The sequence below is a fragment of the Streptomyces coeruleorubidus genome, assembly GCF_008705135.1.
GTDB lineage: Bacteria > Actinomycetota > Actinomycetes > Streptomycetales > Streptomycetaceae > Streptomyces > Streptomyces coeruleofuscus.
The window spans coordinates 2,832,131-2,855,010 of record NZ_CP023694.1 but is presented as its reverse complement, the minus strand read 5'-3'; the positions used below and the strand labels follow the sequence as shown (position 1 = coordinate 2,855,010).

Below are 22,880 nucleotides of genomic sequence, written 5' to 3'. Positions count from 1 at the left end.
ACGGAACCTATCGGGAGGCTTGGAACGGAATCAGTTGTGGCGTCGGCACACGCCGCTGAGGGTCAGCCATCCACTGGCACCTCACGCGCCGCCTGGACGCGGAGCCCACTGTCCACAGGCTCGGGCGGAGTCCACCGCCCTGCCGCAATCTCGGCATCCAGCCGCGCCTGGAAGTTCGCGTGAGCACCTCGCATCTCGGCCTCACGGTCGGCCTTGTAGAAGGGGGGCTCGTATCCATCGGGAGGGGGGCGGTTTCGGGGGATTGAAGGTAGGCGAGGAGGGCGGGATAGGCCTCCTTAGTTTGGTTGTGACCGTAGGTGTTGTGGTTGCGTGCGATCTTCCGGCCCTTGGCGTCGAAATACATCTCGGCTTCGTAGTCGCGCAAAACGGGGTAGCGCGACTTGTAGATGGCCACAAGCTGGTCGGCGGTAATGCCGAGCCAGACAGAGACTAGCGCATCCAACTCTACGAGTGCTGCTCGCCGCTCGTATTCGGAACGGAGGGGCGTCCTGTGATTCCAGACAGCTGTCAGGGTCCCGGCAAGTGGTGTCAAGCAGGGCCATTTGTAAGCCCACTCTTCGTATCCAGGCCAGGTGGCATGAAACAACTCTTGCCATAGAGGAGCATACGCATCGGTCAGGCAATTTAGGCGAAGAGACCGCAAGAGAACAGGGTTAGCTAGGGGGTGTGTGCAAGTTGGTGCAGGCATTTTATTTGCCTCACCGCCTTGCAGATCTGCGCGGCCGGTGATGCGAAGTAGGTAGTCGAGAGGGAGAGACGCCCAGAACCCTGCATTCAATGCTGTGAGTTGGTTAGAGGGTAGCGCCATTGAGTGGACAGTGTGCACGTGCGTAGGACCTGGGGGAATGAGTGCGGAAAATAGACTGCGCTCCGTATCGAAGGGGATCATACGTCGCCAGGCGAGTCGGAAGAAATTTGTGTAGGGCTGTCCATCCCAGAGGTCTTGGGCGCCCTGGTACTCACTTGCGGAACATGCGCGCTGATAGTCCGTGGCGGGAGTAGCTGAGGTGGGAAGCTGGTTCAAGTTGAGGAACTCTCCCGATCTTCCCATGTCGGGAGCCTGCTTCGAGAAAGGGGTCGCAACAGAGAAGTGCGGCCCTCGCAGAATTACGTCCTGCCAAGCAAGATTGGTTGCAAAGCCGCGCTTTATGAAGCCTGCCTCCTTGGCTCCTGATTCGTGATATCCGGACGAGATGTGCGGTTTATGTGAAATCAGCCTCAGGGCCTGCGAAAGACGATCTATAGCTCCTTGCTCCGTACGGGAGATCGGGTAAAGGAGGGGAGTCTCAGTTACGTCTGAGCTCTCGGCATTAAGTAGCCTCTGCCATGTCGCCAGCTGCTTCAAGTCGACGTGGATAAGGCGGTCTTTGTGTGCGCGAGTGTCCCACTTTCCGCGGTGTCTCATACCGGGTGGAGGGCCGCTTCCGTCATGCTTGAAGGAGTTGAGTAGTGAAGAAGTGTCAAAAATCCAGCTGGCGTGTGTGAATGAGGGAGTGTGTGGATTTCCATAGATATGTACCCCATATTGTCTCGTTACTCGAATCTCAGGGAAGAGGGCTGTGAGATTCGAAAAGTGAATATGGGTGCGAAGTCTGCTGTAGCAAGCACGCCTTAGTTTTCCCTCTCGGATGCCACCGAAATGTGTATCTGGATGGATTAGCCCGGCTGAACCTTTGGAGTTCGTATTATCCCATACGCGGCACATGAAAGCTCGATAGAGATCGGGCTGGGTCCCGGTAAGCAAGGGGTAAGTGGCTGCGTTGGCGAGAATGTCGACTGTTCCGGTGGTTTGAGTCAGTTCATTTAGGAAGAAGAAGTTCGCTTCGCGGTCTTCGAGGGCCTCACTCTTCCTCGAATTGCGATCCGATGTACTCGCTTTATCGGTTAGCATGAACCAAGGGTCGGTTTCTGCGAGCACGGAATCCTCTTGCCATGTAGGCCGCACCCACGGTGGATTCCCCACTTGCAAGTCATAGCCACCCGCAGCAAACACGTGCGCAAAGTCCAGCTCCCAGTGGAAGAATCCCTGAGCCTTGGCCACATCCCCCGCCACCGACGCCCAAGGGAACCGCAGCTCCAACTGCTGGAAATGCTCCATCCCCATCAGGTCCGGCAACGCATCCTCATACGGCTCCAGTTCCGCCAGCGACCCGAACTCCGCCACCAGCGAGTCCGCTGGCACATCCTCCGTGCCGATCAACGCCTCGGCGAACTCCAGCCAGTCGTCCAGCCCCGCCAGCGGAACCACCGCCCGCTTGCGCGCACCCCCGATGGCCTCCTTGCGGCGCCCCGTACGCCGTCGCTCCACCGAGGCCGCCGTCAGCTCACCGGCCCCCGTCACTTCGCCGAAGAGGTCGGTCGTCTCCCAGGACATCAGCACGCCAGACTCGTCCGCCGCCCGCAGACCCTGCGCCACAGCGCCCGAAGGAAGCTCCTCAGCCCCCCGCTGGTACACCGCCGCCGTTCCGTCCAGCAGCCCAGCCTCCTGCACCGGCCAGAACCACAACGCGCACCACGCGTCCATCAGCGTCTTCAGCCGCCAGTACGGAGTGTTCGGCGCCGTCAGGTCGGCGACGACCTTCTCCCGCTGCACCGCGACCTCCGGTGACCGCAGCCAGCCGTCCTCCGTGCCCCACACGTCGATCCGGCGTGAAATGTCCCGCTCGGAGATCTCCAGGCGCCGTACGACCAGCTCCCACAGGAACTCGACCCGTCGGGCCAGGGCCTGAAGGCGTTCCGACTGCTTGGCGGTTGGCGTGCGCGTGATCATCTTGCGCCAGTTGCCCAGCGTGCGCGCCGCCTCCGGGGAGAGCGCCTTCGCCTCCTTCTCGGCCGCGACCGCGCCCCACTCCTTCGCGGGGAGGAGGAAGTGGTGGACGGCGTTCTCGGTGACGCGCTGCACCGATCCGCTCCGGGTCGTGCGCTCGGTCACCGTCACCGGGAGGCCGTTCGCCGCCTCCGTGAGGGGGAAACGCTCGGGCGTGGTCCCCAGCCAGGCCGCCTTCTTCAGCTTCTCCGGCGGATACACCTCACGTCGGCCGCCGATCAGCGAGTTGCCGCGCCGCAGGTGGAGGCCGAACCACGGGGCCTCCATGCCGGGGTGCATGGTGTTGAGCCACAGAGATACCTCTGCCAGCTCCACGGCCGTCTCGTTGAGGTCGACGCCGTAGGAGTTGTGCAGGGCGATGTATGCCTTGGTCTTCTGGAGCTCGATCGCGTACTTCTCCGTGTCGATCGGCGTGCCCAACTCCTCCTGGCGGCGGCGCAGGTACTCCGCCGCGACCTGGTTGATGGCCTCGTTGAGGAACGCGCCCGAGCCGAGCGCCGGCTCGCAGATCTTCCAGTCGAGCAGCTCGCGCGCCTCGGTCGTCGTACCGTCCTGGTCCAGGCGGTGCTGGAGGGCCAGTTGGACCGTGACCTTGGTGAGGGACTCGGGGGTGTAGTACGAGGCGGAGGTCTGGCGGTCGCGGCCGGAGAGGCGGTAGACGAACGAGCCGGGTTCATAGGTGACGCGGACGTCCTCGCCGGTCTCCTCGTCGCGGCGGTACACGAACACGTTGCTCGGATAGTCGTCGATCTTCGACTTCGGGATCAGCCAGGAACCGTCCTTCGGATCTCCGCCCTTCGCGACCTCGTACAGATCCTCGTTGTCGGCCGCGATGAAGCCGTTGTACGACATCAGGCCCTCGTACACGGCCCCGAGCTGGTTGATGCCGAGCTGGGCGTACGAGATGAAGCCGCCGCGTTCGCCCTTCTTGCCGCGGGTGATCATCAGCAGGCGCAGCACCTTGTAGAGGGTGGCGTTTCGCAGGCGGGTGTCCAGGAGGCGGCCTGAGCTCTCAGGGCCGGCCTCGGCGTCGTCCTCGTCGTACCCGTCGTGGGGGTGCTGGATCGCGCCCAGGCCGATCAGCCGGATCGACTCCGGCTCGAACAGCTTGGAGTGCAGCGGCTCGAAGCGCAGGCCCACGTCCTCGCTGGTTTTGGCGTCCGTCTCTACGCCGTCCGTCTCCAAGGCTGCGACGCCGTGCGTCCGGCGGGAGCGGTAGCCTTCCTGCACCTTGCGGAAGAGCAGGTCCAGGGACTCGTACAGGTATGTGCCCTGCCGGGACTTCTCGTCGACGAGGTCGCGTTCGGCGATCAGTTCGCCGAGGCGGCCGAGGCCGTAGCCCTGCTGGTACTCGGGATAGTCGGCGGGCAGGATGCCCAGCTCGGGGCGGGCCTCCGCGTAGAGCAGGAACAGAATGCGGTAGAGGTAGCGGAGCGACTCGCGAGTCAACTGCTTGCCGAGGTCGGACAGTTCGCCGATGTCCTCTGGGCGTACGCCCTGCTCGCGCAGCCGGGCCAGGACCTCGCTCGCGATCAGCTCGACGCTCTGGCGCAGACCGTCGCGCAGCTCGCTGGAGACGCCCACCGCGTGCTTGGTGGACTTGTCGACGAGTTCGGAGAGAGGGTTCTCGCCGCCCTCCTCCGGGGTGCGCAGCGAGTCCGCGCCGAACAGGGCGGCGATCGTGTCGAGTTCGCCGCCCGCCTTGGTGTCGTTGCGTTGCAGGGCCGCGTCCAGGGAGACCGCGAGGTAGCGTCCCTCGCCCCACACCATCCGGTCCGCGAGGACGACGACCCCGCCGACCAGCAGCAGCACGTAGCGGGGCGCGTCCTCGCAGGCGAAGAGGAACGAGGCGAGCTTCGAGCCCGTCGGTACGGTGTTCCGGCCGTCCAGCGGTACCGGCTCCAGGAGGCGGCCGGGGCCCTCCGGGTCGAGGGCGGCGTCCGGTTCGGCGGCCCAGCCGCAGTCGACCGCGACCAGGCCCTTCTCGGCGTGCGCCACCCGCACCTCGTACGGCTGGTCGGCGCGCGTGACCGTCATCGTGCGCGGCTTGGCGTCGTATCCGAGCGCGCGCAGCACCTCTGCGTTCAGGGCGCGGACCCGCTCGCACCAGGCGGGGGAGTCGTACGTCGCCGAGTCGTCCTCGGTGTCCTGGGCGGCGGCCGTACCGTCCTCGTCCTCGGGCAGGGCGAAGGAGGAACGGGCCCGGAAGTAGCGGCGGCGCAGCTCACGCAGGCCCGCGCGCGGGGTGACCGGCAGGGCGTCGGCGTCCGGTTCCCCCGGTGCCGCTTCGGACGTCGCGTCGGCTCCCGCCGTGGCCGCCCGCTCGGCCTCCGCCTTCGCCTCGTCCTCGCGCTGCTTCCAGGTGGCCAGTAGTCCCGACTTGAGGTCCTTGGGCAGCACTTCGGCGAGGTAGTGCGCCGAGAAGTAGTCTCCTCGGTTGACCAGGGAGTCGTACGTCATGTCCGGTCTCTTCTCAGGGAATCACAGGTCGGGAAGTCTGGCGGGCGAGGGCCGGGCCGTGGGTGGGCGGCGCGGGGCTCAGGCCGTGGACGGCGGATGCGAGGGCGCTTCCGGATCGGGGACCAGGACGGCGAGGACCCGCATCAGCGGGCGGCCGGTGGTCAGCAGCGAGTCCGCGAGCGAGGCGAGCGACTTCTTCGTCCGCTCGCCGGCCAGGGTGGGCTGCTCCCAGTCGCCCAGGCGTGCCTTGTAGTCGTCGATCGGCTTGCGCAGCGGCTCGTCCCAGGCGTCACGGTGTTGGTCGAGGAACCGTTCGGCAGCGGCCAGCGCGTCGGGGATGCCGGCCTCCAGCGCGGTCACCGGTTCGCCGTGGCGCATCGGGTTGGCCATGGTCGGTCCGACCCCGGAGCGGCGCAGCAGACCCACCATGTCGTCCTCGACCGTGCCGCCCCGCGTCACGCCCATCCACTTGACGACGGTCGGACGGCCCAACGCGTTGGAGTAGACGCCCTGGATGAGATAGGTGGGCTCGGGCACGTCCGCCGTGATGATCAGGGCCTCCTGGCGGCCCAGGCGTACCAGGACCTTGTCCGTCAGCCACTCCACCACCGGATGTAGATCCGTGAGCAGGGAGATCTCCGGCCAGCTGGACGTGGACGACTCGCGGGCCCGCTTCAGGGAGTGCTCGGCGAGCCGGCGGTTGAAGGTCACCAACAGCCGCTCCCGCAGGCGCTGTTCGCGTACGTAGTCCAGCGGGAGCGCCTTGAGACGGTGTACCAGGTCGGTGGGCGGGCGGAAGGACAGCAGGCCCGACTCGGTGTCCCGGTGCAGATCCAGGCTGGTGGTCGCGTCGGGGAACACCTCGCGCAGTGCCTCGTCGAGGAACTCGGCGGTCGACGTGAACAGGCGCGGCACCACCGCGTTGCCAGCTCCTGTCCCCGCCCCGCCCGGTGTCGCCGCGTCGGCACCGTTTCCTTCGGCGTCCTGCGGATCGCCGTCCCCCGCGCTTGGTTCGGCGTCACCCACCGAACCGAAGAAGTCCGCGAGGAAGTCGTCCATGGCCGCGTCCGCCTCGGCCTCCGCCCGGTGCGCGTCCAGTGACTCGTCCACCGTACGGCCGCGTAGCAGATCCTGGATGAGGGACTTCTCCTCGGCCTCCGCCCGGTACAGGCCCGTCACCGCCTCGGCCGTGCCCAGCGCCCGGTGCGCCTGGTCCTCACGGTCCAGCAGCCGCTCCGCCACTACCGTGTCGTCCTTCGCACCCTCCACCTCACTGGTGAGGATCAGCGCGCGGAACTGCGGCTGGTGCGCCTGCCCGTACCGGTCGATACGGCCGTTGCGCTGCTCGATGCGGATCAGCGACCACGGCACGTCGTAGTGGATCAGCTGGTGGCACTGGCGGTGCAGGTTGACGCCCTCGGACGCCACGTCGCCGGTCAGCAGGATGCGCACGGGCGCGTCCGCCAGGCCGAAGTCCTCCACGCACTGCATCTGCTGCTCGTCCGAAAGGCCGCCGTGCATCACCCGCGTCGACTCCTCGGCCGCCCGGCCCCGGAAACCGAGCGCCGCCGGGAGCACCGTACGCAGCCACTCCAGGGTCTGCACCCGCTCGGAGAAGACCACCATCCGCGCGTCCGACTTCGGGCCGACACCGATCGCCTTCAGCTGCTCGACCAGCGCCGAGAACTTCGCCGAGTCCGCCTCGGTCATCGGCGCCACCAGCTCCTGGAGCGTGCGCAGCGCGTCGAGTTCGGCGCGGGTCGCCGTCGGGTCGTCCTTCTTCTCCAGCGTCTTGATGCGCGCGGCCACCGTCGCCTTCAGAGCGGCGTGCGAGGACAGGAACGACTTCAGCAGCGTGTACGGGAAGAGGGGAACGCCGCTTACCGACGTGCCGTTCTCGCCGGGCAGCCACACTGCCGCCAGTTCCTCGAAGATCTTCTCCTCGGCGGGGGTGGCCGCGCACCGTACCGACTGGGAGGGGCCCCGGTCCGCCCACTGGCCCTTCATCTGCTCGCGGACCTCAGGGCTGATCTTCGTACGGCGGATGAAGAGGTGCTCGATGTCCTCGGCGCGGTAGTGCTCCGGATCGCGGATCGCCGCCGGGTCGAGGAGGCTGATCAGCTCCGCGAACGACTTCGCGTCACCGTTGTGCGGGGTCGCGGAGGCCAGGATCAGGGCGTCCGTGCGCGGAGCGAGGATCTGCGCGAGCTGGTTGCGTAGGGAGCCGCGGTTGATCAGGTTGTGGGACTCGTCGATGACGACCGCGTCCCAGTTGATCCGCTCCAGGTGGTGCTTGTACTGGTCAGTGTTCTTCAGGGTATCGATCGAGACGATGACCCGCTTGAAGTAAGTGAACGGGTTGCGGCCCGCCGGGATCTCCCGCTGGATCCGCTCGATGCCGACCGAGTCCAGCCGCACGAGAGGGATCGCGAACCGGGTCCACAGCTCGTGCTGGAACTGCTCAAGGACATGCTGTGGGGTGACCACCAGGATCCGCTCGCCACGCCCCCGCCGGATCAGCTCGGCCAGCGTCAGACCGATCTCCAGGGTCTTGCCCAGACCGACCACGTCGGCGATCAGCAGCCGTGGGCGCAGGTTGCGGCCCGACAGGGCCAGCTCTGCGGGGCGACGCTGGTAGGGGAGGGAGTCGAGGAGGAACGAGTCGGCGAGGGCCAGCCGGCGCTCGGACTGCGGCAGCGCGGTCTTGCGGAGGACCGCCTCCAGGAAGAGACGGGAGCGGCGGAAGGTCGACGACTCGTCCCGGACCAGTTTCGTACGGCGGGGGTCGATCAGCTCGATCGTGTCCAGGCCGGTGAAGAACACGGCCTCCTGGTCCCGTACGAAGTCGGACACGCCTACGACATCGACTTTGGCCCCGTCGTGCTCGGTGCGTACGGAGTTCCGCACGAGCCACACCTCGTCGCGCACGAAGACCTGCGCGCCTGCCGGAAACTGGTCCTCCTCCTCGGGGCGAGGGCCGACCGGTGCGGTGCTGCTCTGCTGGGCGGTCACCCGCTGCCTCCCGTGTCCGTCGTGCTGTGCTGTTGTCGCGGTCGCCGCCCGGCTCGGGCAGACCTGCCGCTCACGCTGTTGTACCGCTCCACTGTGCCGTATGGGCGGCAAAGCGCGTGAACCACCCTCACCGGGGCAGACCCGCAGGTCAATGGTGCGCGGCGGGGGGTGTGCCGGGGGAGGCACCTGGAGCGGTGCGCGGGATGTGGCTCAGAACGCGGCGAGCGCCGCGTAGGTCTCGCGCAGCTGCTGGGCGGTGCGGCGGGCCTGGGCGGAATGGCGCAGGGAACGGGCCGGGGTCCGACCGGTGCGGCGGGGCCGCCGTGGCATGTCCTGTGCGTTCTGAGCGCTCTGCTGATCCTCTGTGTCCTGAGGCACCGGGACCGCAGGCGCCGGTCGAGGGGGCGGCTCGGCCTGCGCTGCCTGCTGTGGCGCGGCCAGGCGCATGGTCGGCCGGGTATCCGGAGCGGGTTCCTCCGCTACCCCGGGTGCGGTCGGCAGTGCGTCATGGAGCTGCGTGGTTGCCGGATCGGATGCAACGGGGACGGCCGGAGGCGTAGCGCTTTCCGGCACCGGCACCGGCAGCAGCGTCGGGAAGTCCTGGGGTGGCGCCGCCGTGTAGGTGGTGAGACGCCTACGTGCCTGAGCGAGCTTCAGGCCCTGAGCTTCGACCAGGCCACGGCACTGCTGGACGACCTCGGTGATCGTGGGCCGGTCCTGAGCGTTGTGGGACAGCATGGCCGTCAGGAGGGGGACCAGCTCGGGCGGCGCCCCGGTCAGATCGGGGGCGGTCGCAGGATCGGTCACCATGTGGAACAGCACGTGGATGTTGTTCGCGTGGTACGGCAGGTGGCCAGTCGCGGCGAACAGCAGAACCGTACCGAGTGCGTACACGTCGACGGCGCTCGTCAGCGGCTTCACACCGTTGGCCTGCTCGGGCGGCATGCAGGACGGGGTTCCTACGACGGTGTTGGCGGCGGTGAGGGAGGCGCTCGACTCGGCGAAGACCGCGAGGCCGAAGTCGATGATCTTGGGACCGTTCGGGCCGAGCAGGATGTTCGCGGGCTTCAGATCCCGGTGCAGCAGTCCCTGCTTGTGCACATAACCCAGACCCTCGGCGAGAGTGGCGCCGAGCGACAGGACAAGGAGCGCGGGCAGCGGGCCGTGCGTCACCACATGCTTGCCGAGGTCAGGTCCCTCCACGTACTCGGTCGCCAGCCAGGGCTGCTCCGCCTCCGCGTCCGCGTCGAGGAGCTGCGCGATCCGCGCGCCCCAGACCGTCTTCAGGATCTCGATCTCCTGCGCGAAACGCAGTCGGGTGGTCGAATCGACGACCGACGGTTTGATGATCTTCACTGCGGCCGGCTCACCGCCTGGAGACTCGCCCAGGTACACCTGTCCCATGCCGCCGTGGCCGATCCGGCCCAACAGCTCGAAGGTGCCGATCTGTGCCGGATCTTCGGGGCTGAGCGGCGTCGTCTGCACGTCTGTCCTTTGGTCGGGCTCGCCGGGCGGGGCTGCAGAAGAGGTTCAGCAACAAGCTAGCCGATCCGGCTGACGCGGTCCGCCGCGTGCGCAACTCCGCACCACCACGCCTATGGGTGCCTTGCCCGCAGCGCAAGAAAGCGTGCACTCGATGGACATCGCTTCAAGTCGAAGGCCGTATGCACCGGTCAAAGAGGGCTGACCAGGGTGAGCGGGCTTGGAACGCCTGCTTCCACAGGGACGAAGCTGGCTGTTCTCCCCCCGTACCGACAGGGCGCGGCAGGCGATCTGTGGAGACCGCCTCAGAGCCGAGGGGCCTGGATGTTGTCGGCCGCGGTTCCTCGCCACGGGGCGCGCGACTTTCAACGAGGGAGCGAGCGCACCTGCGCTCACATAGCCGTCAAAGGAGCTGTAGGAGTGATCGCGTGGCATGTTTGTGCAGGTCATAGCCTGCGAAGACTCTCCCCGGCGTACAGCCCGACTCGTCTGCCGCTCCCACTCCGCGCCGTACCGGCTCCGCCCGCAGCGTGCGCAAAACCCGCGACGGACCCACCCCCCCTCCCCCGTAGAGCAGACGACAGAAAGCTCGCAGGGAGGGGAGCGGGACGTGGCAGGGAACAGGGGCAGACGCGTCAGAGGTACGGCCGCCGCAGTGATGGCGATGGCGGCGCTCACCGCGTCGCAGGCGCCGGGGGCGGTGTCGGCGCGGGCCTCCGCACCGGCGGCCGGTCAGGCATCCGTCGAGGACGGGCCGAGCGTGTCCGGCGACGCGCCGTACCGGACCGAGCTTCCGCCGCTGCGGGCCGGGAAGCGCGCGGGCGGTAGAAACGCGGTCGAGGTGGGTGGTGCGCTGCCGGCGACTGTGTTCGCCGCCTACCGGCGGGCCGAGGACCGGCTCGCGCGTGAGGCACCCGGCTGCAGGCTGCGCTGGCAGCTGCTGGCGGCGATCGGGCAGGTGGAGTCGGGGCAGGCGCGGGGCGGCAGGGTGGCGTCGGATGGTACGACCTTGGCGCCGATCCTCGGGCCGCGGCTGGACGGCGTGGCCTTCGCGCTGATCCGGGACACCGACGGCGGCGCCCACGACGGGGACACGGCGTACGACCGCGCGGTCGGGCCGATGCAGTTCATCCCGTCGACCTGGGCCCGCTGGGGCGCGGACGGCAACGGCGACGGGCGCACGGATCCGAACAACGTCTTCGACGCGGCACTCGCCGCCGGACGGTATCTGTGTGCCGGTGGCCGGGACCTGTCCGTTCCCGCCCAGCTGGACCGCGCGATCCTCGGCTACAACCACTCGGCGGCCTATCTGCGCACGGTCAGGGCCTGGTACACGTACTTCCTGGAAGGGCACCGGGTGGTGCCGGACGGATCCGCCGGGCCCGTCCCCGGGACCTCCTCCCCACGCCCCGAGCCGTCGCGGTCCCCCTCGAAGCCGAAGCAGGCCTCGCCGACACCCTCCGCCCGGCCGAGTGCCCCGCCGTCCCGCAGTCCGGCGACCCCTGCCTCCCCGGCCCGGCCAGAACCCGCCCCGCCCCCGACCCCGAGAAGCCGGACGAGCCACGACTCCCCGCCCCGACCCGGACTTGGAGCTCCCTGCCCCCGACCTGCTGCCCAGCGGTGCCCCGCTCACCAGTAACAGCGCGGACTCGATGACCGTCTCCCCCTCCACAACCGCCGATACTGGGCGGTAATGTCGCCCACCGCCGGACAGCACGAGACCGGTGGGCGAGCGCGAAGGGGCCCTCATGGCGACGGACATGCCTGCGGACATGCCCGCAGAGACACCTGCGGAGGTGACCGCGGCCGACGAGCGGTGGCGGCGTATGTGGAGCCACCGCGAGCACCTCCTCAAGGTGGCCCGGCGCAGGTCGATGAGCCCGGAGGACGCCGAGGACGCGGTGCATGAGGCGATGCTGCGCGCCGCTGAGCGTCCCGACCTGGACGAGGAGCGGCTCGCGGCCTGGCTGACGACGGTGACGATGCGGCTGTGCGTCGACCGCTACCGGCAGGTGAACCGCGAGGCCGAGGTGCGGACCAGCCCGACACTCATCGCCCCCGGCCCGGTGCCCGTCGAGGAGGCGGTGTGCGACCGGGCCGAGGCGAAGTGGCTGGCGGTGCGCAGTGGTGAGCTGCCCGCGCGGCAGGCCGAGGCGCTGCGGCTGAAGTCGGAGGACCTGGACGTCGGCCAGGTCGCCGTCCGGATGGGGCTGAGCTACCGGACCGTCGAGTCGCTGCTGGCCCGCGCCCGGCGGACCCTGCGGCAGTCGCTGGCCGCCACGCTCGGGTTCGCGCTGTTCCTGATCGGGTGGGGACGGCCGCGCGGAGTCGGCAGGGCCCAGGCCGTGGCGGTCGCCTCGACGGCGGCGTCCCTTGCGGTGGCGGGGTTCGTGCTGCCGTACGCCCTCGACGGCAGCGGAGACGGGGGCGGGGGTGGTAGGCCGCCTCGGCCCGCCGTTGCCTCTCCGGGTGCCGAGGCGGTCCGGCCGGACAGCGGTGGAGGGGAGCGTACGCCTCGGGGGAATGGGCCCACGGCTGCGGCAGCCGAGCCCGGAGCGGCCGAGTCTTCCGTGGGCGAATCGTTCCTTCCGCTGTCGGTGCCGTCGGTGCCGCCACTGCCGGAGGTCCCGGACATTCCGGACGTTCCTGAGGTGCCCCCAGTGTCGCCGCTGCCCGCACTGTCCGCGCCGGAGGTCCCGCAGGTGCCCGACATCCCCGACTTGCCGGTGGAGCCCACCGCCGCGCCGACCGGCACAGCGGTCCCTGCGGTCCCGGAAGCTCCGGAGGCTCCCGCCGTACCGTCCGCCTCGCTCTCCGTGCCCACGCCGAGCCCGCTTCCGTAGCGCCCGGAAGCCCGCCCGGAAGCCCGCCCGGAACCCGCTCGGAAACCCGCCCGAAAAAAATCCGCCACTCGAGCGACGGACGCCCCGCCCCTCCCCGTAGAGCAGATGTCAGAGCTGCTGGAACTGCTCCACGGGCTGAAGGGTGGACCGGATGGGTGTCGAGATCTGTGTGGAAGGGCTGACCAAGTCCTTCGGTCACCAGGTCATCTGGCAGGACGTCTCGCTGACGCTGCCCGCCGGGGAGGTCTCGGTCATGCTCGGCCCCTCCGGCACGGGCAAGTCGGTGTTCCTCAAGACGCTCGTCGGCCTGCTCAAGCCGGAGCGCGGCTCCATCACGATCCAGGGCCGGGACATCACCAAGCTCCGCGAGCACGACCTGTACGAGGTGCGCAAGCTCTTCGGCGTGCTGTTCCAGGACGGGGCGCTGTTCGGCTCCATGAACCTGTACGACAACATCGCCTTCCCGCTGCGCGAGCACACCCGTAAGTCCGAGAGCGACATCCGGCGCATCGTGCTGGAGAAGATGGACATGGTCGGTCTGATCGGCGCGGAGGGGAAGCTGCCCGGCGAGATCTCCGGCGGGATGCGCAAGCGCGCCGGGCTGGCCCGGGCCCTCGTCCTCGACCCGGAGATCATCCTCTTCGACGAACCCGACTCGGGCCTCGACCCGGTCCGCGTGGCCTACCTCAACCAGCTCATCGTCGACCTCAACGCCCAGATCGACGCGACCTTCCTGATCGTCACGCACGACATCGCCTCGGCGCGCCAGGTGCCGGACAACATCGGGCTGCTGTTCCGCCGCGAGCTGGTGATGTTCGGGCCGCGTGAAGAGCTGCTGGCCAGCGACGAACCCGTCGTACGGCAGTTCCTGAACGGCCGGATGCAGGGCCCGATCGGCATGGCGGAGGAGAAGGACGCGGCGCAGGTCGAGCAGGAGCTCGCGCAGATCGACGACAGCGCGCGCGTTCGCGAGCCGCCGGCTCCACGCCTGCTGCCGGGGCCGGGCATCGCCCGGCCACCCCGCTGGGAGGCCATCGCCCGGCGCGAGGCGGCGCTGCTCCAGAAGGAGGTGGCCGGCGCGTGAGCCTGTCACCGGTGGGAGCGCTGCGGCACTCGGGCAGCCTCTTCGCGATGGCGCTGGACGTCGTCCGGACGATTCCCCGACGGCCCTTCCAGGCGCGGGAGTTCATCCAGCAGACGTGGTTCGTCGCGAGCGTCACCATCCTGCCGACGGCCCTGGTGTCGATCCCCTTCGGAGCGGTGATCGCGCTGCAGATCGGCAGTCTGACCCGGCAGCTCGGCGCCCAGTCCTTCTCCGGCGCCGCCTCCGTCCTCGCCGTGCTGCGCGAGGCCTCGCCGATCGTCACCGCGCTGCTGATCGCGGGCGCCGGCGGCACGGCGATCTGCGCCGACCTCGGGGCGCGGAAGATCCGCGACGAGATCGACGCGATGCAGGTGCTGGGCATCGACCCCATCCACCGGCTGGTCGTCCCCCGCGTGCTGGCGTCGATGCTGGTGGCGGTGCTGCTCAACGGCCTGGTCTCGGTGGTGGGCGTGGCGGGCGGCTACTTCTTCAACGTCGTTCTCCAGAACGGCACCCCGGGCGCCTACCTGGCCTCCTTCACCACCCTCGCCCAGCTCTCCGACCTGTGGGCGGCCGAGGTCAAGGCGCTGGTGTTCGGCGCGATCGCCGGGATCGTCGCCTCCTACAAGGGACTGACCGCGAAGGGCGGACCCAAGGGTGTGGGCGACGCGGTGAACCAGTCGGTGGTGATCACCTTCATGTTGCTGTTCGTGACCAACTTCGTGATGACCGCGGTGTACTTCCAGGTCGTCCCCCAGAGGGGTTAGCCGATGAGACTCATCGACCGCCCGCTGAAGTCCCTAGAGGCGCTGGGCACTCAACTCTCGTTCTACGGCCGTTCGCTGGCGTGGACGGGGCGCACCCTGCGCCGCTACAAGAAGGAGATCCTGCGGCTGCTGGCCGAGGTGAGCTTCGGCCGGGGCGCGCTCGCCGTCGTGGGCGGCACGGTCGGCGTGATCGCCTTCCTGTCGTTCTTCACCGGCACGGAAGTGGGGTTGCAGGGCTACGCCGCGCTCAACCAGCTCGGCACCTCCAACTTCGTGGCGTTCCTCTCGGCGTACTTCAACACCCGTGAGATCGCCCCGCTGGTGGCCGGGCTCGCGCTCTCCGCGACCGTCGGCGCCGGGTTCACCGCCCAGCTCGGCGCGATGCGGATCAGCGAGGAGACCGACGCGCTGGAGGTCATGGGCGTGCCCTCGCTGCCGTTCCTCGTGACGACGCGGATGATCGCCGGGTTCGTGGCCGTCGTCCCGCTGTACGTGATCGGCCTGCTGTCCTCGTACCTGGCCGCCCGCACCATCACCACCGGGTACTACGGGCAGTCCACAGGCACCTACGACCACTACTTCCAGCAGTACCTGCCCCCGGTGGACGTGCTGTGGTCCTTCGGGAAGGTGCTGGTCTTCGCCGTCCTGATCATCCTGGTGCACTGCTTCTACGGCTACTACGCGAGCGGCGGCCCGGCGGGCGTCGGTGTCGCGGTGGGCCGTGCGGTGCGGACCTCGATCGTGGCGATCAACGTCCTGGACTTCTTCCTGTCGCTGGCGATCTGGGGCGCCAGCACGACCGTACGGATCGCGGGGTGAGCCGCCGTATGAGGGTGCTGAGACTGCGGTTGTACGGCGTCGTCTTCATCGCCGTGCTCGCGCTGCTGCTGTCCCTGTCCGTCGCCGTCTACCGGCAGGCGTTCACGCCGGTCGTGCGGATCACGCTGGAGGCCGACAGCCTCGGCAACCAGCTCGATCCGCGGGCCGACGTCAAGCTGCGCGGGCTGCTGGTCGGCGAGGTGCGCGAGGTGCGGGCCGACGGGACGAAGGCGACGCTCGACATCGCGCTGAAGCCGGAGCACGTCGCCCAGATCCCGTCCGACGTGCACGCGCGCCTGCTGCCCAAGACGCTGTTCGGCGAGAAGTACGTCGACCTGGTCGCACCGCGCGGCTCATCGGGCCGGCCCATCCGCGCCGGTGACGTCATCACCCAGGACCGCACCCGCGTCGGCATCGAGGTCCAGCAGCTGATGAACGACCTGCTGCCGCTGCTGCGGACCGTGCAGCCCGGCAAGCTCAACGCCACGCTCTCCGCGTTCGCCACCGCCCTCGACGGCCGCGGCGACCGGATCGGCGACAACCTCACGCGAGTGGAGGCCTACCTGCGCCGCCTCAATCCGCACCTGCCGTCCCTGAAAGAGGACATCGCACGCTTCGCCGACGTCGCCGAGGTCTACGGCGACGCGGCGCCCGACCTGATGGAGATCCTGCGCAACACCGTCACCACCAGCCGCACGATCGTCGAGGAGAAGGACCGGCTGGCCGCGGCGCTGACGACCACGGCCACCGTCGCGGGCACCGCCGAGGACTTCCTCGACGCCAACGGCGACCGGCTGATCACCCTCGGCCGGGTCTCCCGCCCCACGCTGGAGCTGTTCGCCCGCTATTCCCCCCAGTACCCCTGTCTGCTGGCCGGCCTGGTCCGGCAGGAGAAGGCGTCCGAGGAGGCGTTCCGGGGCGGAAAGATGCACATCACGCTGGAGGTCGTACGGCCGCAGGGTGCGTACGAACCGGGTGAGGAACCGCGCTACGGCGAGCGGTCGGGCCCGAACTGCCGTGATCTGCCGAACCCTCCGGTGCCGGCGCCCGGCGCCCACCTCGACGACGGTTCCAAGAAGGCGAGTCCGTCCTCGGGCGGTCCGCTCGGCGTCTCCGCCACCCGGGCCGAGCAGCGGGCCGTCGGCTCGCTCGTGGCCCCGGTGCTGGGCGTGCCCGCGGACGAGGTGCCGCCGGTCGCGACGCTGCTGTTCGGGCCGATGGCGCGCGGGACGGCGGTGAGCGTCGCATGAGCACTGCAGGAGCCCGGCAGACCGCCGCGCCGCTCATCAAGTTCAGTCTCTTCGCGCTGGTGACGGTGGTGGCGACGGCCCTGCTCGCCGCCACCATCGTGAACATCTCCTTCACCCCCGAGCACGAGTACCGCGCGGTCTTCAGCGACGTCACCGGCCTGGAGGAGGGCGACGACATCCGGGTGGCCGGTGTGCGGGTCGGCGAGGTCGCGGGCATCCGGATCAAGGACCGGACGCTGGCCGAGGTCACCTTCACGGTCAGCCGGGACCGGCCGCTGCTCACCAGCACGGGCGCCGTCATCCGCTACCGCAACCTGGTCGGGCAGCGGTACGTCGCGCTGACCGAGGGCGCCGGCGACGGCACCCGGCTGCGCCCCGGCGGCACGATCCCGCTCGCGCGCACCCAGCCCGCCCTCGACCTGAACGCGCTGCTGAACGGCTTCAAGCCGCTGTTCGCCGCGCTCAGCCCGAAGGACGTCAACCAGCTCGCCACCGAGATCATCAAAACTCTCCAGGGCGAGGGCGGCACCGTCAACAGCCTGCTGACGCACACGGCGTCGCTCACCACGACGCTGGCCGGCCGCGACAAGCTGATCGGCTCCGTGATCGACAACCTCAACACCGTGCTGAAGACGCTCGACAAGCGCGGCGCCCGCTTCTCCGGACTGCTCAGGCAACTGCGCCGGGTCATCTCGGGCCTGTCCGCCGACCGCAAGCCCATCGGGGAGTCGCTGGTGAGCATCGGCGATCTGACGGAGGCCACCTCGGGCCTGCTCAAGGACGCGCGTCCGCCGCTGAAGGACGACATCGCGGAACTGACCGACCTCACCGGGACGCTGAACGACAACGAGAAGACCGTGGAGGGCGTGCTGAAGAGGCTGCCGAACAAGCTCAACGAGCTGACGGGGACGGCGTCCTACGGCTCGTGGTTCAACTTCTACCTGTGCGACTTCGACGGCCGCATCGTGCTGCCGAAGACGAAGCAGGTGCTCACCCCCGAGATGCACGTGGCGAGGGCGAGGTGTGGGGCATGAGCCGCAAGCGCCGCCCGGAGCCGCTGGTCAAGGTGCGCATCGAGCCGCCGAAGCTGCCGAAGATACGGCTCCGGCGCCCCCGTCTCGGCCCCTTCCGCGAGCGCAACCCCATCGTCATCGGCGCCGTCGGACTCACCGTCCTCGCGCTGCTGACCGTGGCCGCGTTCAACGCCGACCGCCTGCCGGTGATCGGCGACGGCGAGACCTACAGCGCCGCCTTCGCGGAGGCGGGCGGTCTCAAGCCGGGCGACGAGGTGCGGATCGCCGGGGTCAAGGTCGGCAAGGTCGAGGAGGTCGACCTGGACGGCGACCACGTCAAGGTCACCTTCAAGATCAAGGACGAGCCGGCGTTCGGCACCCGGACCGGCGCGTCGATCCGGGTCAAGACGATCCTCGGCGCGAAGTACCTCGCCCTGCACCCCGAGGGGCGGGGCCGGCTGGAGCCCGGCAGCGAGATCCCGCTGGAGCGGACCGTGCCCGCGTACGACGTCGTGCAGGCGTTCAGCGATCTCACCACCACGACGGAGAAGGTCGACACCGAACAGCTGGCCAAGGCCCTGGACACCATCTCCACCACCTTCGAGGACTCACCGGAGGAGGTACGGGCGTCCATCAAGGGCCTGTCGAAGATCTCCCGGACGGTGGCCTCGCGCGACAAGGCCCTCGGGGAGCTCCTCGACCACGCGAACGGCGTGACGGGCGTACTCGCCGAAAGGTCGGGCGACTTCACCGCCATGGTCGAGGACGGCGACAAGCTGTTCAGGGAGATCAGCAAGCGGCGTGCGGCGATCCACAAGCTGCTGAAGACCTCCGCCGCGCTCGGCATCCAGCTCTCCGGCCTGGTCCAGGACAACGAGAAGGAGATCGGGCCCGCGCTCAAGGGCCTGAACCGCGTGGTGACGATGCTCGAACGGAACCAAGCCGGCCTGGAGCGGAGCATCAAGCTCCTGGCCCCCTACGTACGGGTCTTCACCAACACCCTCGGCAACGGGCGCTGGTTCGACTCCTACGTCCAGAACCTGGTCGCCGCCCCGGTGGTCCCGCGAACGGGAGGAGAGCGGTGAGGAACCGTCGGAAGAAGCACGCGGCCCTGCTGACCGCCCTGGCCCTGGTCGCCGCGCTCACCTACGTCCTGTGGCCGCGGACCGAGCCGGCCCGCGTCACGGCGTACTTCCCCCGCACCGTCGGCATCTATCCCGGCTCGGACGTGCGTGTGCTGGGCGTGCGGATCGGCGAGGTCAAGAAGATCACGCCGGAGGGCGGCCGGGTGCGGGTGGAGCTGGAGTACGACGCGGACCGCAAGGTCCCGGCGGACGCACAGGCGGCGATCATCAACTCCTCGGTGGTCAGCGACCGTTACGTGCAGCTGCTGCCGGTGTACCGGAGCGGTCCGGTGCTGCGGGACGGGGACGAGATCCCCGAGTCGCGTACGGCCGTGCCGGTCGAACTGGACCGCGTCTTCGACAGCCTGCACACCACGGCCGAGGCGCTCGGCCCCGAGGGCGCCAACAAGGACGGCGCCCTGTCACGGCTGCTCGGCGTCAGCGCCGACAACCTCGACGGCCAGGGGAAGAACCTCCACCGGATGGTCGGGGACCTCTCGGAGGCGGTCACGACTCTCTCCGACGGCCGCACGGACCTGTTCGGCACGGTCCGCAACCTCCAGGTGTTCACGGCGGCGCTGGCGGCGGACGACAAGAGCGTGCGGTCGTTCAACAGCAGTCTCGCCAAGGTCGCCGAGCAGCTCGCGGGCGAGCGCAAGGACCTGGCGGCGGCGCTGAAACACCTCGGCACGGCCCTCGGTGACGTGTCCGCCTTCGTGAAGAAGAACAAGAAGTCCCTGACCTCGAACGTGGAGGGCCTGAGCAAGGTGACCAAGGTGCTCGTCACCCAACGTGCGGCGCTGGAGGAGCTGCTGGAGGTCGCGCCGACGGGCATGTCGAACCTGAACAACGCCTACAACCCCTCCGCCGGCACCCTCGACACCCGCAACAACCCCGACCATCCGCAGGATCCGGCGTCCCTGCTGTGCTCGATCCTGAAGACGACCGGGGAGAAGACCGACTGCAAGGACCTGAGGGACCTCTTCGACTCCCTGCCCGAAGTGCCCGAAGTACCCGAGGGCACCGCGGCCACCGGCACGGTCGACCGCACCCTCGGCGGAATCCTGGGGGCACGCGCATGAGGCCACTGCGCAAGGGCGGGGCGGTCGCGTGGGCGGCCGTCGGGACGCTGCTGCTGTCCGGCTGCGAGTTCAACGGCTGGTACGACGTCCCGCTCCCCGGCGGAGCCGCCGCCGATGGCAACGCCTACCACGTCACCGTCGAGTTCCGCGACGTCCTGGACCTGGTGCCGCAGTCGGCGGTCAAGGTCGACAACGTCACCGTGGGCGCGGTGGAGAAGGTGGAGCTGGAGGGCTGGCACGCGAGGGTCCGCCTCCGGGTCGCCGACTCGGTGAAGCTGCCCGCCAACGCCGTGGCCGGGCTACGGCAGACCAGCATGCTCGGCGAGAAGTACGTGGCGCTGGCCGAGCCGCCGGAAGGCACGCCGGTCGGCCGGCTCCGCGACGGTGACGTGATCCCTTTGTCCCGCAGCGGCCGCAACCCGGAGGTCGAGGAGGTGCTGTCCGCGCTGTCCGCGCTGCTCAACGGCGGCGGCGTGGCCCAGCTCAAGACGATCACCACGGAGCTGAACAAGGCCCTGGAAGGCCGGGAGAACCGGGTCAGGTCCCTGCTCAAGGAGCTCGACACCTTCATCGGCGGCCTGGACGACCAGCGCCGGGACATCGTCCGCGCGCTGAAGGCCGTGGACCGGCTGGCCAAACGGCTGGGCAAGGAGAAGAGGACGATCGCCGACGCCGTCGACGCGATGCCGCCCGCCCTGAAGGTCCTGGCCGACCAGCGCCGCGACCTGACGAGGATGCTCACCGCCCTGTCCAAGCTGGGCAGGACCGGCACCGAGGTGGTCAACGCCTCGCACGACGACACGGTCGCCAACCTCAAGCGGCTGCGGCCGATCCTGCGACAGCTGAACAAGGCGGGCAGCGACCTGCCCAACTCCCTTGAGCTGCTGACGACATACCCGTTCCCGCGCAACGTGGTGGACGCCATCAAGGGCGACTACGTCAACCTGCACATCACGGCGGACCTCGACCTGCCCGGGATCTACGGCAACCTGACGGACGAACCGGGCGGCGGGAAGGGCGGGGACACGCGGATACCGGAGCTTCCCGAGGCCCCGGACCTGCCGGACGTACCGGATCTCCCGGACGCACCGGATCTGCCGGACGTGCCGAAGCCCACCGCGCTGCCGAGCGGTCCGAGCGTGCCGTCGCGCCCGTCGGCCCCCTCGGGCGGCGACGACCCGCTGTGCCCGCCGGTCTGCACCGCCGACTACGGCTCCGGCGGATACGGCTCCGCCGGCTATGGCTCCGGCGGCCACCGCACCCGGGGCGACTGGCCCGAGGGGATCGACCTCGAACTCGCCGAGCTGATGCTGAAGGGGGTCCAGCCGTGATCACCCGTACGGTCAAGGCGCAACTGATCGCCTTCGCCGCCCTCACCGCCGTGGGGGTGTCGTACGTCGGCGCCGAGTACACGGGCCTGGTGGACGAGGTCCTGGACCGCGGCTACACCGTGAAGGCCGACTTCGCCGACTCCGGAGGCGTCTTCCCCGGCGCCGAGGTCACGTATCGCGGGGTGCCGGTGGGCAAGGTCGGCGCACTGCGTCTGACCGGCCCGGACGGCGTCTCGGTCACGCTCGACATCAAGGACGGGGCGCCGCGCATCCCGGCGGACACGCTGGCCGTGGTGGCGAACCGTTCGGCGGTGGGCGAGCAGTACGTCGACCTCCAGCCCCGCACCTCCCGCGGCCCGTACCTGCTGAACGGCAGCACGATCCCGCGCGAGAGCACGCGGGTGCCGCTGTCGACGACGGACATGGTCCTCAGCCTGGACCGCCTGGTGAACTCGGTCGGCAAGGACGACCTGGGCGTCACGGTCGACGAGTTGGGCAAGGCGTTCGCCGGTACCGGCCCGAAGCTGAGCCGCCTGGTGGACTCGGGCAACACCCTGGTCGAGTCGGCGTCCGAGGCGCTGCCGGAGACGATCGCCCTGATCGAGGACTCACGCAAGGTCCTCAAGACACAGGCCGACCAGGGCTCGTCGATCAAGTCGTTCGCGCGTGATCTGGCGGCGCTCTCGGCCCAGTTGAAGGCCAGCGACGGTGACCTGCGCAAGCTGATCGGCAACGCGCGGCCGGCGGGGCAGGAGCTGAACTCGCTGCTGAAGTCGACCGGGCCGCAGCTGTCGGTCCTGCTGGCCAACCTGATCAGCGGCGGCCAGGTCACGCTGGCCCGCCTGCCCGGCGTCGAGCAGGCCCTGGTCACCTTCCCGCTGATGGTCGCGGGCAGCTACACGGTCGTCCCGGGCGACGGCACCACCCACTTCGGCCTGGTCCTGAACGCCGACGACCCGCCGGCCTGCACCCAGGGGTACGGCACGGCACGCCGAGACCCCGCGGACACCAGCACACGCGAGGCGAACACCGGCGCCCGCTGCACGCTCCCGCGCGGCAGCCAGTCGTCGGTACGGGGCGCGCAGAACGCCCCGGGGGCGTCGGCCCCCGGCGGCGGCGCGAACCAGGCGACGTACGTCACCCCGTACGACCCGGAGACCGGTACCACCACCGGCCCGGACGGAAGGAACGTCGAGATCGGCTCGACGGGCGGCCAGCAGGCCGTGTTCGGAAAGGAGTCGTGGCAATGGCTGCTCGTTGGCCCCGTGGCATGAGGCCGGTGCGACCCGGAGTGCTGACGGCGGGACTCGTCGCGGCGACCGTCAGCACCACGGCACTGACGCTCTGGCTGGCCTTCGGCCTCTACCAGCAGCGCGAGGCGGACCAGCGACGCCAGGGCATCCTGGCCGCGGCCCGCCAGTCGGCGCTGAACTTCACCTCCCTCGACTACCGGCACTACGACCGCGACAGCGCGAACGTACTGGCGGGCGCGACCGGCGAGTTCAAGAAGCAGTTCACCGCGCAGACGGACCAGTTGACGAAGCTGGTGGCCCAGAACAAGTCCGTGTCGGAGGGCCAGGTTCTGGAAGCGGGCATCGTCCGCTCCGACGAGGACTCGGCCCGGGTACTGGTGGTCGCCGACAGCAAGGTGAGCAACACCGCCGCGCCCGAGGGGGAGGCGCGCACGTACCGGCTCCAGCTCGACCTCGTGCACAAGGACGGCCGCTGGCTGACGTCCGACGTCGAGTTCGTCGGCTGATCCACG

At 69.2% G+C, this 22,880-nt stretch carries 15 protein-coding genes; 12 read left to right on the top strand and 3 right to left on the bottom strand.

The features are described 5' to 3' along the window. Window positions 1–7: 7 nt before the first annotated feature. The 3 genes from CP976_RS13195 to CP976_RS13185 all read right to left on the bottom strand — a co-directional run bounded on the left by CP976_RS13195 (window position 8) and on the right by CP976_RS13185 (window position 9,805). On the bottom strand, window positions 8–5,308 hold the full coding sequence (locus CP976_RS13195) for a class I SAM-dependent DNA methyltransferase (RefSeq protein ID WP_244403664.1): 5,301 nt from the start codon (window positions 5,306–5,308) through the stop codon (window positions 8–10). A gap of 78 nt (window positions 5,309–5,386) precedes the next feature. Next, a complete protein-coding gene (locus tag CP976_RS13190; RefSeq protein ID WP_150480534.1) occupies window positions 5,387–8,320 on the bottom strand; it encodes a DEAD/DEAH box helicase in 2,934 nt (977 codons plus the stop codon). 210 nt (window positions 8,321–8,530) lie between these two features. Further along, entirely contained in the window at window positions 8,531–9,805 is a 1,275-nt protein-coding gene (locus tag CP976_RS13185) for a serine/threonine-protein kinase (protein WP_150480533.1), read from the bottom strand. A 607-nt stretch (window positions 9,806–10,412) separates the two neighbouring features. Between CP976_RS13185 and CP976_RS13180 the strand changes: the two genes are divergently transcribed. The 12 genes from CP976_RS13180 (at window position 10,413) to CP976_RS13125 (ending at window position 22,874) form a co-directional block, all read left to right on the top strand. Beyond that, entirely contained in the window at window positions 10,413–11,441 is a 1,029-nt protein-coding gene (locus CP976_RS13180; protein ID WP_244403663.1) for a lytic murein transglycosylase, read from the top strand. Window positions 11,442–11,550: 109 nt separating this feature from the next. Next, a complete protein-coding gene (locus tag CP976_RS13175) occupies window positions 11,551–12,645 on the top strand; it encodes an RNA polymerase sigma factor (protein WP_150480532.1) in 1,095 nt (364 codons plus the stop codon). Between the two features lie 151 nt (window positions 12,646–12,796). Continuing rightward, on the top strand, window positions 12,797–13,729 hold the full coding sequence (locus CP976_RS13170; RefSeq protein WP_150480531.1) for an ABC transporter ATP-binding protein: 933 nt from the start codon (window positions 12,797–12,799) through the stop codon (window positions 13,727–13,729). Next, the gene (locus CP976_RS13165) at window positions 13,726–14,496 is read left to right on the top strand and encodes an MlaE family ABC transporter permease (RefSeq protein WP_010036858.1); all 771 of its coding nucleotides are present in this window, start codon (window positions 13,726–13,728) and stop codon (window positions 14,494–14,496) included. The genes CP976_RS13170 and CP976_RS13165 overlap by 4 nt, the downstream gene beginning before the upstream one ends. Before the next feature lie 3 nt (window positions 14,497–14,499). Continuing rightward, window positions 14,500–15,315, top strand: coding sequence for an MlaE family ABC transporter permease (locus tag CP976_RS13160; RefSeq protein ID WP_150480530.1), 816 nt, complete (start codon window positions 14,500–14,502; stop codon window positions 15,313–15,315). Between the two features lie 8 nt (window positions 15,316–15,323). Next, window positions 15,324–16,565, top strand: a complete 1,242-nt coding sequence (locus CP976_RS13155) for an MCE family protein (protein WP_150480529.1) — start codon at window positions 15,324–15,326, stop codon at window positions 16,563–16,565. After that, window positions 16,562–17,599 (top strand): MCE family protein, encoded by a 1,038-nt coding sequence (locus CP976_RS13150; RefSeq protein ID WP_150480528.1) that lies wholly within the window; start codon window positions 16,562–16,564, stop codon window positions 17,597–17,599. The genes CP976_RS13155 and CP976_RS13150 overlap by 4 nt, the downstream gene beginning before the upstream one ends. Then, window positions 17,596–18,663 carry an MCE family protein gene (locus tag CP976_RS13145; protein ID WP_229875249.1) on the top strand — a complete coding sequence of 356 codons (1,068 nt, stop codon included), beginning with the start codon at window positions 17,596–17,598 and terminating at the stop codon, window positions 18,661–18,663. The genes CP976_RS13150 and CP976_RS13145 overlap by 4 nt, the downstream gene beginning before the upstream one ends. Beyond that, window positions 18,660–19,784, top strand: a complete 1,125-nt coding sequence (locus CP976_RS13140; protein ID WP_150480527.1) for an MCE family protein — start codon at window positions 18,660–18,662, stop codon at window positions 19,782–19,784. Before CP976_RS13145 ends, CP976_RS13140 begins: the two co-directional genes overlap by 4 nt. Beyond that, window positions 19,781–21,115 carry an MCE family protein gene (locus CP976_RS13135; protein WP_150480526.1) on the top strand — a complete coding sequence of 445 codons (1,335 nt, stop codon included), beginning with the start codon at window positions 19,781–19,783 and terminating at the stop codon, window positions 21,113–21,115. Before CP976_RS13140 ends, CP976_RS13135 begins: the two co-directional genes overlap by 4 nt. Further along, the gene (locus CP976_RS13130) at window positions 21,112–22,389 is read left to right on the top strand and encodes an MCE family protein (protein WP_150480525.1); all 1,278 of its coding nucleotides are present in this window, start codon (window positions 21,112–21,114) and stop codon (window positions 22,387–22,389) included. The genes CP976_RS13135 and CP976_RS13130 overlap by 4 nt, the downstream gene beginning before the upstream one ends. Then, window positions 22,386–22,874 carry a hypothetical protein gene (locus CP976_RS13125; protein ID WP_150480524.1) on the top strand — a complete coding sequence of 163 codons (489 nt, stop codon included), beginning with the start codon at window positions 22,386–22,388 and terminating at the stop codon, window positions 22,872–22,874. The genes CP976_RS13130 and CP976_RS13125 overlap by 4 nt, the downstream gene beginning before the upstream one ends. Window positions 22,875–22,880 lie beyond the last annotated feature (6 nt).

Excerpts from the sequence above, each read along its gene's own strand:
- CP976_RS13195 (WP_244403664.1), bottom strand. The coding sequence starts at position 5,308 with ATGACGTACGACTCCCTGGTCAACCGAGGAGACTACTTCTCGGCGCAC.
- CP976_RS13175 (WP_150480532.1), top strand. The coding sequence starts at position 11,551 with ATGGCGACGGACATGCCTGCGGACATGCCCGCAGAGACACCTGCGGAG.
- CP976_RS13170 (WP_150480531.1), top strand. The coding sequence starts at position 12,797 with ATGGGTGTCGAGATCTGTGTGGAAGGGCTGACCAAGTCCTTCGGTCAC.
- CP976_RS13160 (WP_150480530.1), top strand. The coding sequence starts at position 14,500 with ATGAGACTCATCGACCGCCCGCTGAAGTCCCTAGAGGCGCTGGGCACT.
- CP976_RS13155 (WP_150480529.1), top strand. The coding sequence starts at position 15,324 with ATGAGGGTGCTGAGACTGCGGTTGTACGGCGTCGTCTTCATCGCCGTG.
- CP976_RS13150 (WP_150480528.1), top strand. The coding sequence starts at position 16,562 with ATGAGCACTGCAGGAGCCCGGCAGACCGCCGCGCCGCTCATCAAGTTC.
- CP976_RS13145 (WP_229875249.1), top strand. The coding sequence starts at position 17,596 with ATGAGCCGCAAGCGCCGCCCGGAGCCGCTGGTCAAGGTGCGCATCGAG.
- CP976_RS13135 (WP_150480526.1), top strand. The coding sequence starts at position 19,781 with ATGAGGCCACTGCGCAAGGGCGGGGCGGTCGCGTGGGCGGCCGTCGGG.
- CP976_RS13125 (WP_150480524.1), top strand. The coding sequence starts at position 22,386 with ATGAGGCCGGTGCGACCCGGAGTGCTGACGGCGGGACTCGTCGCGGCG.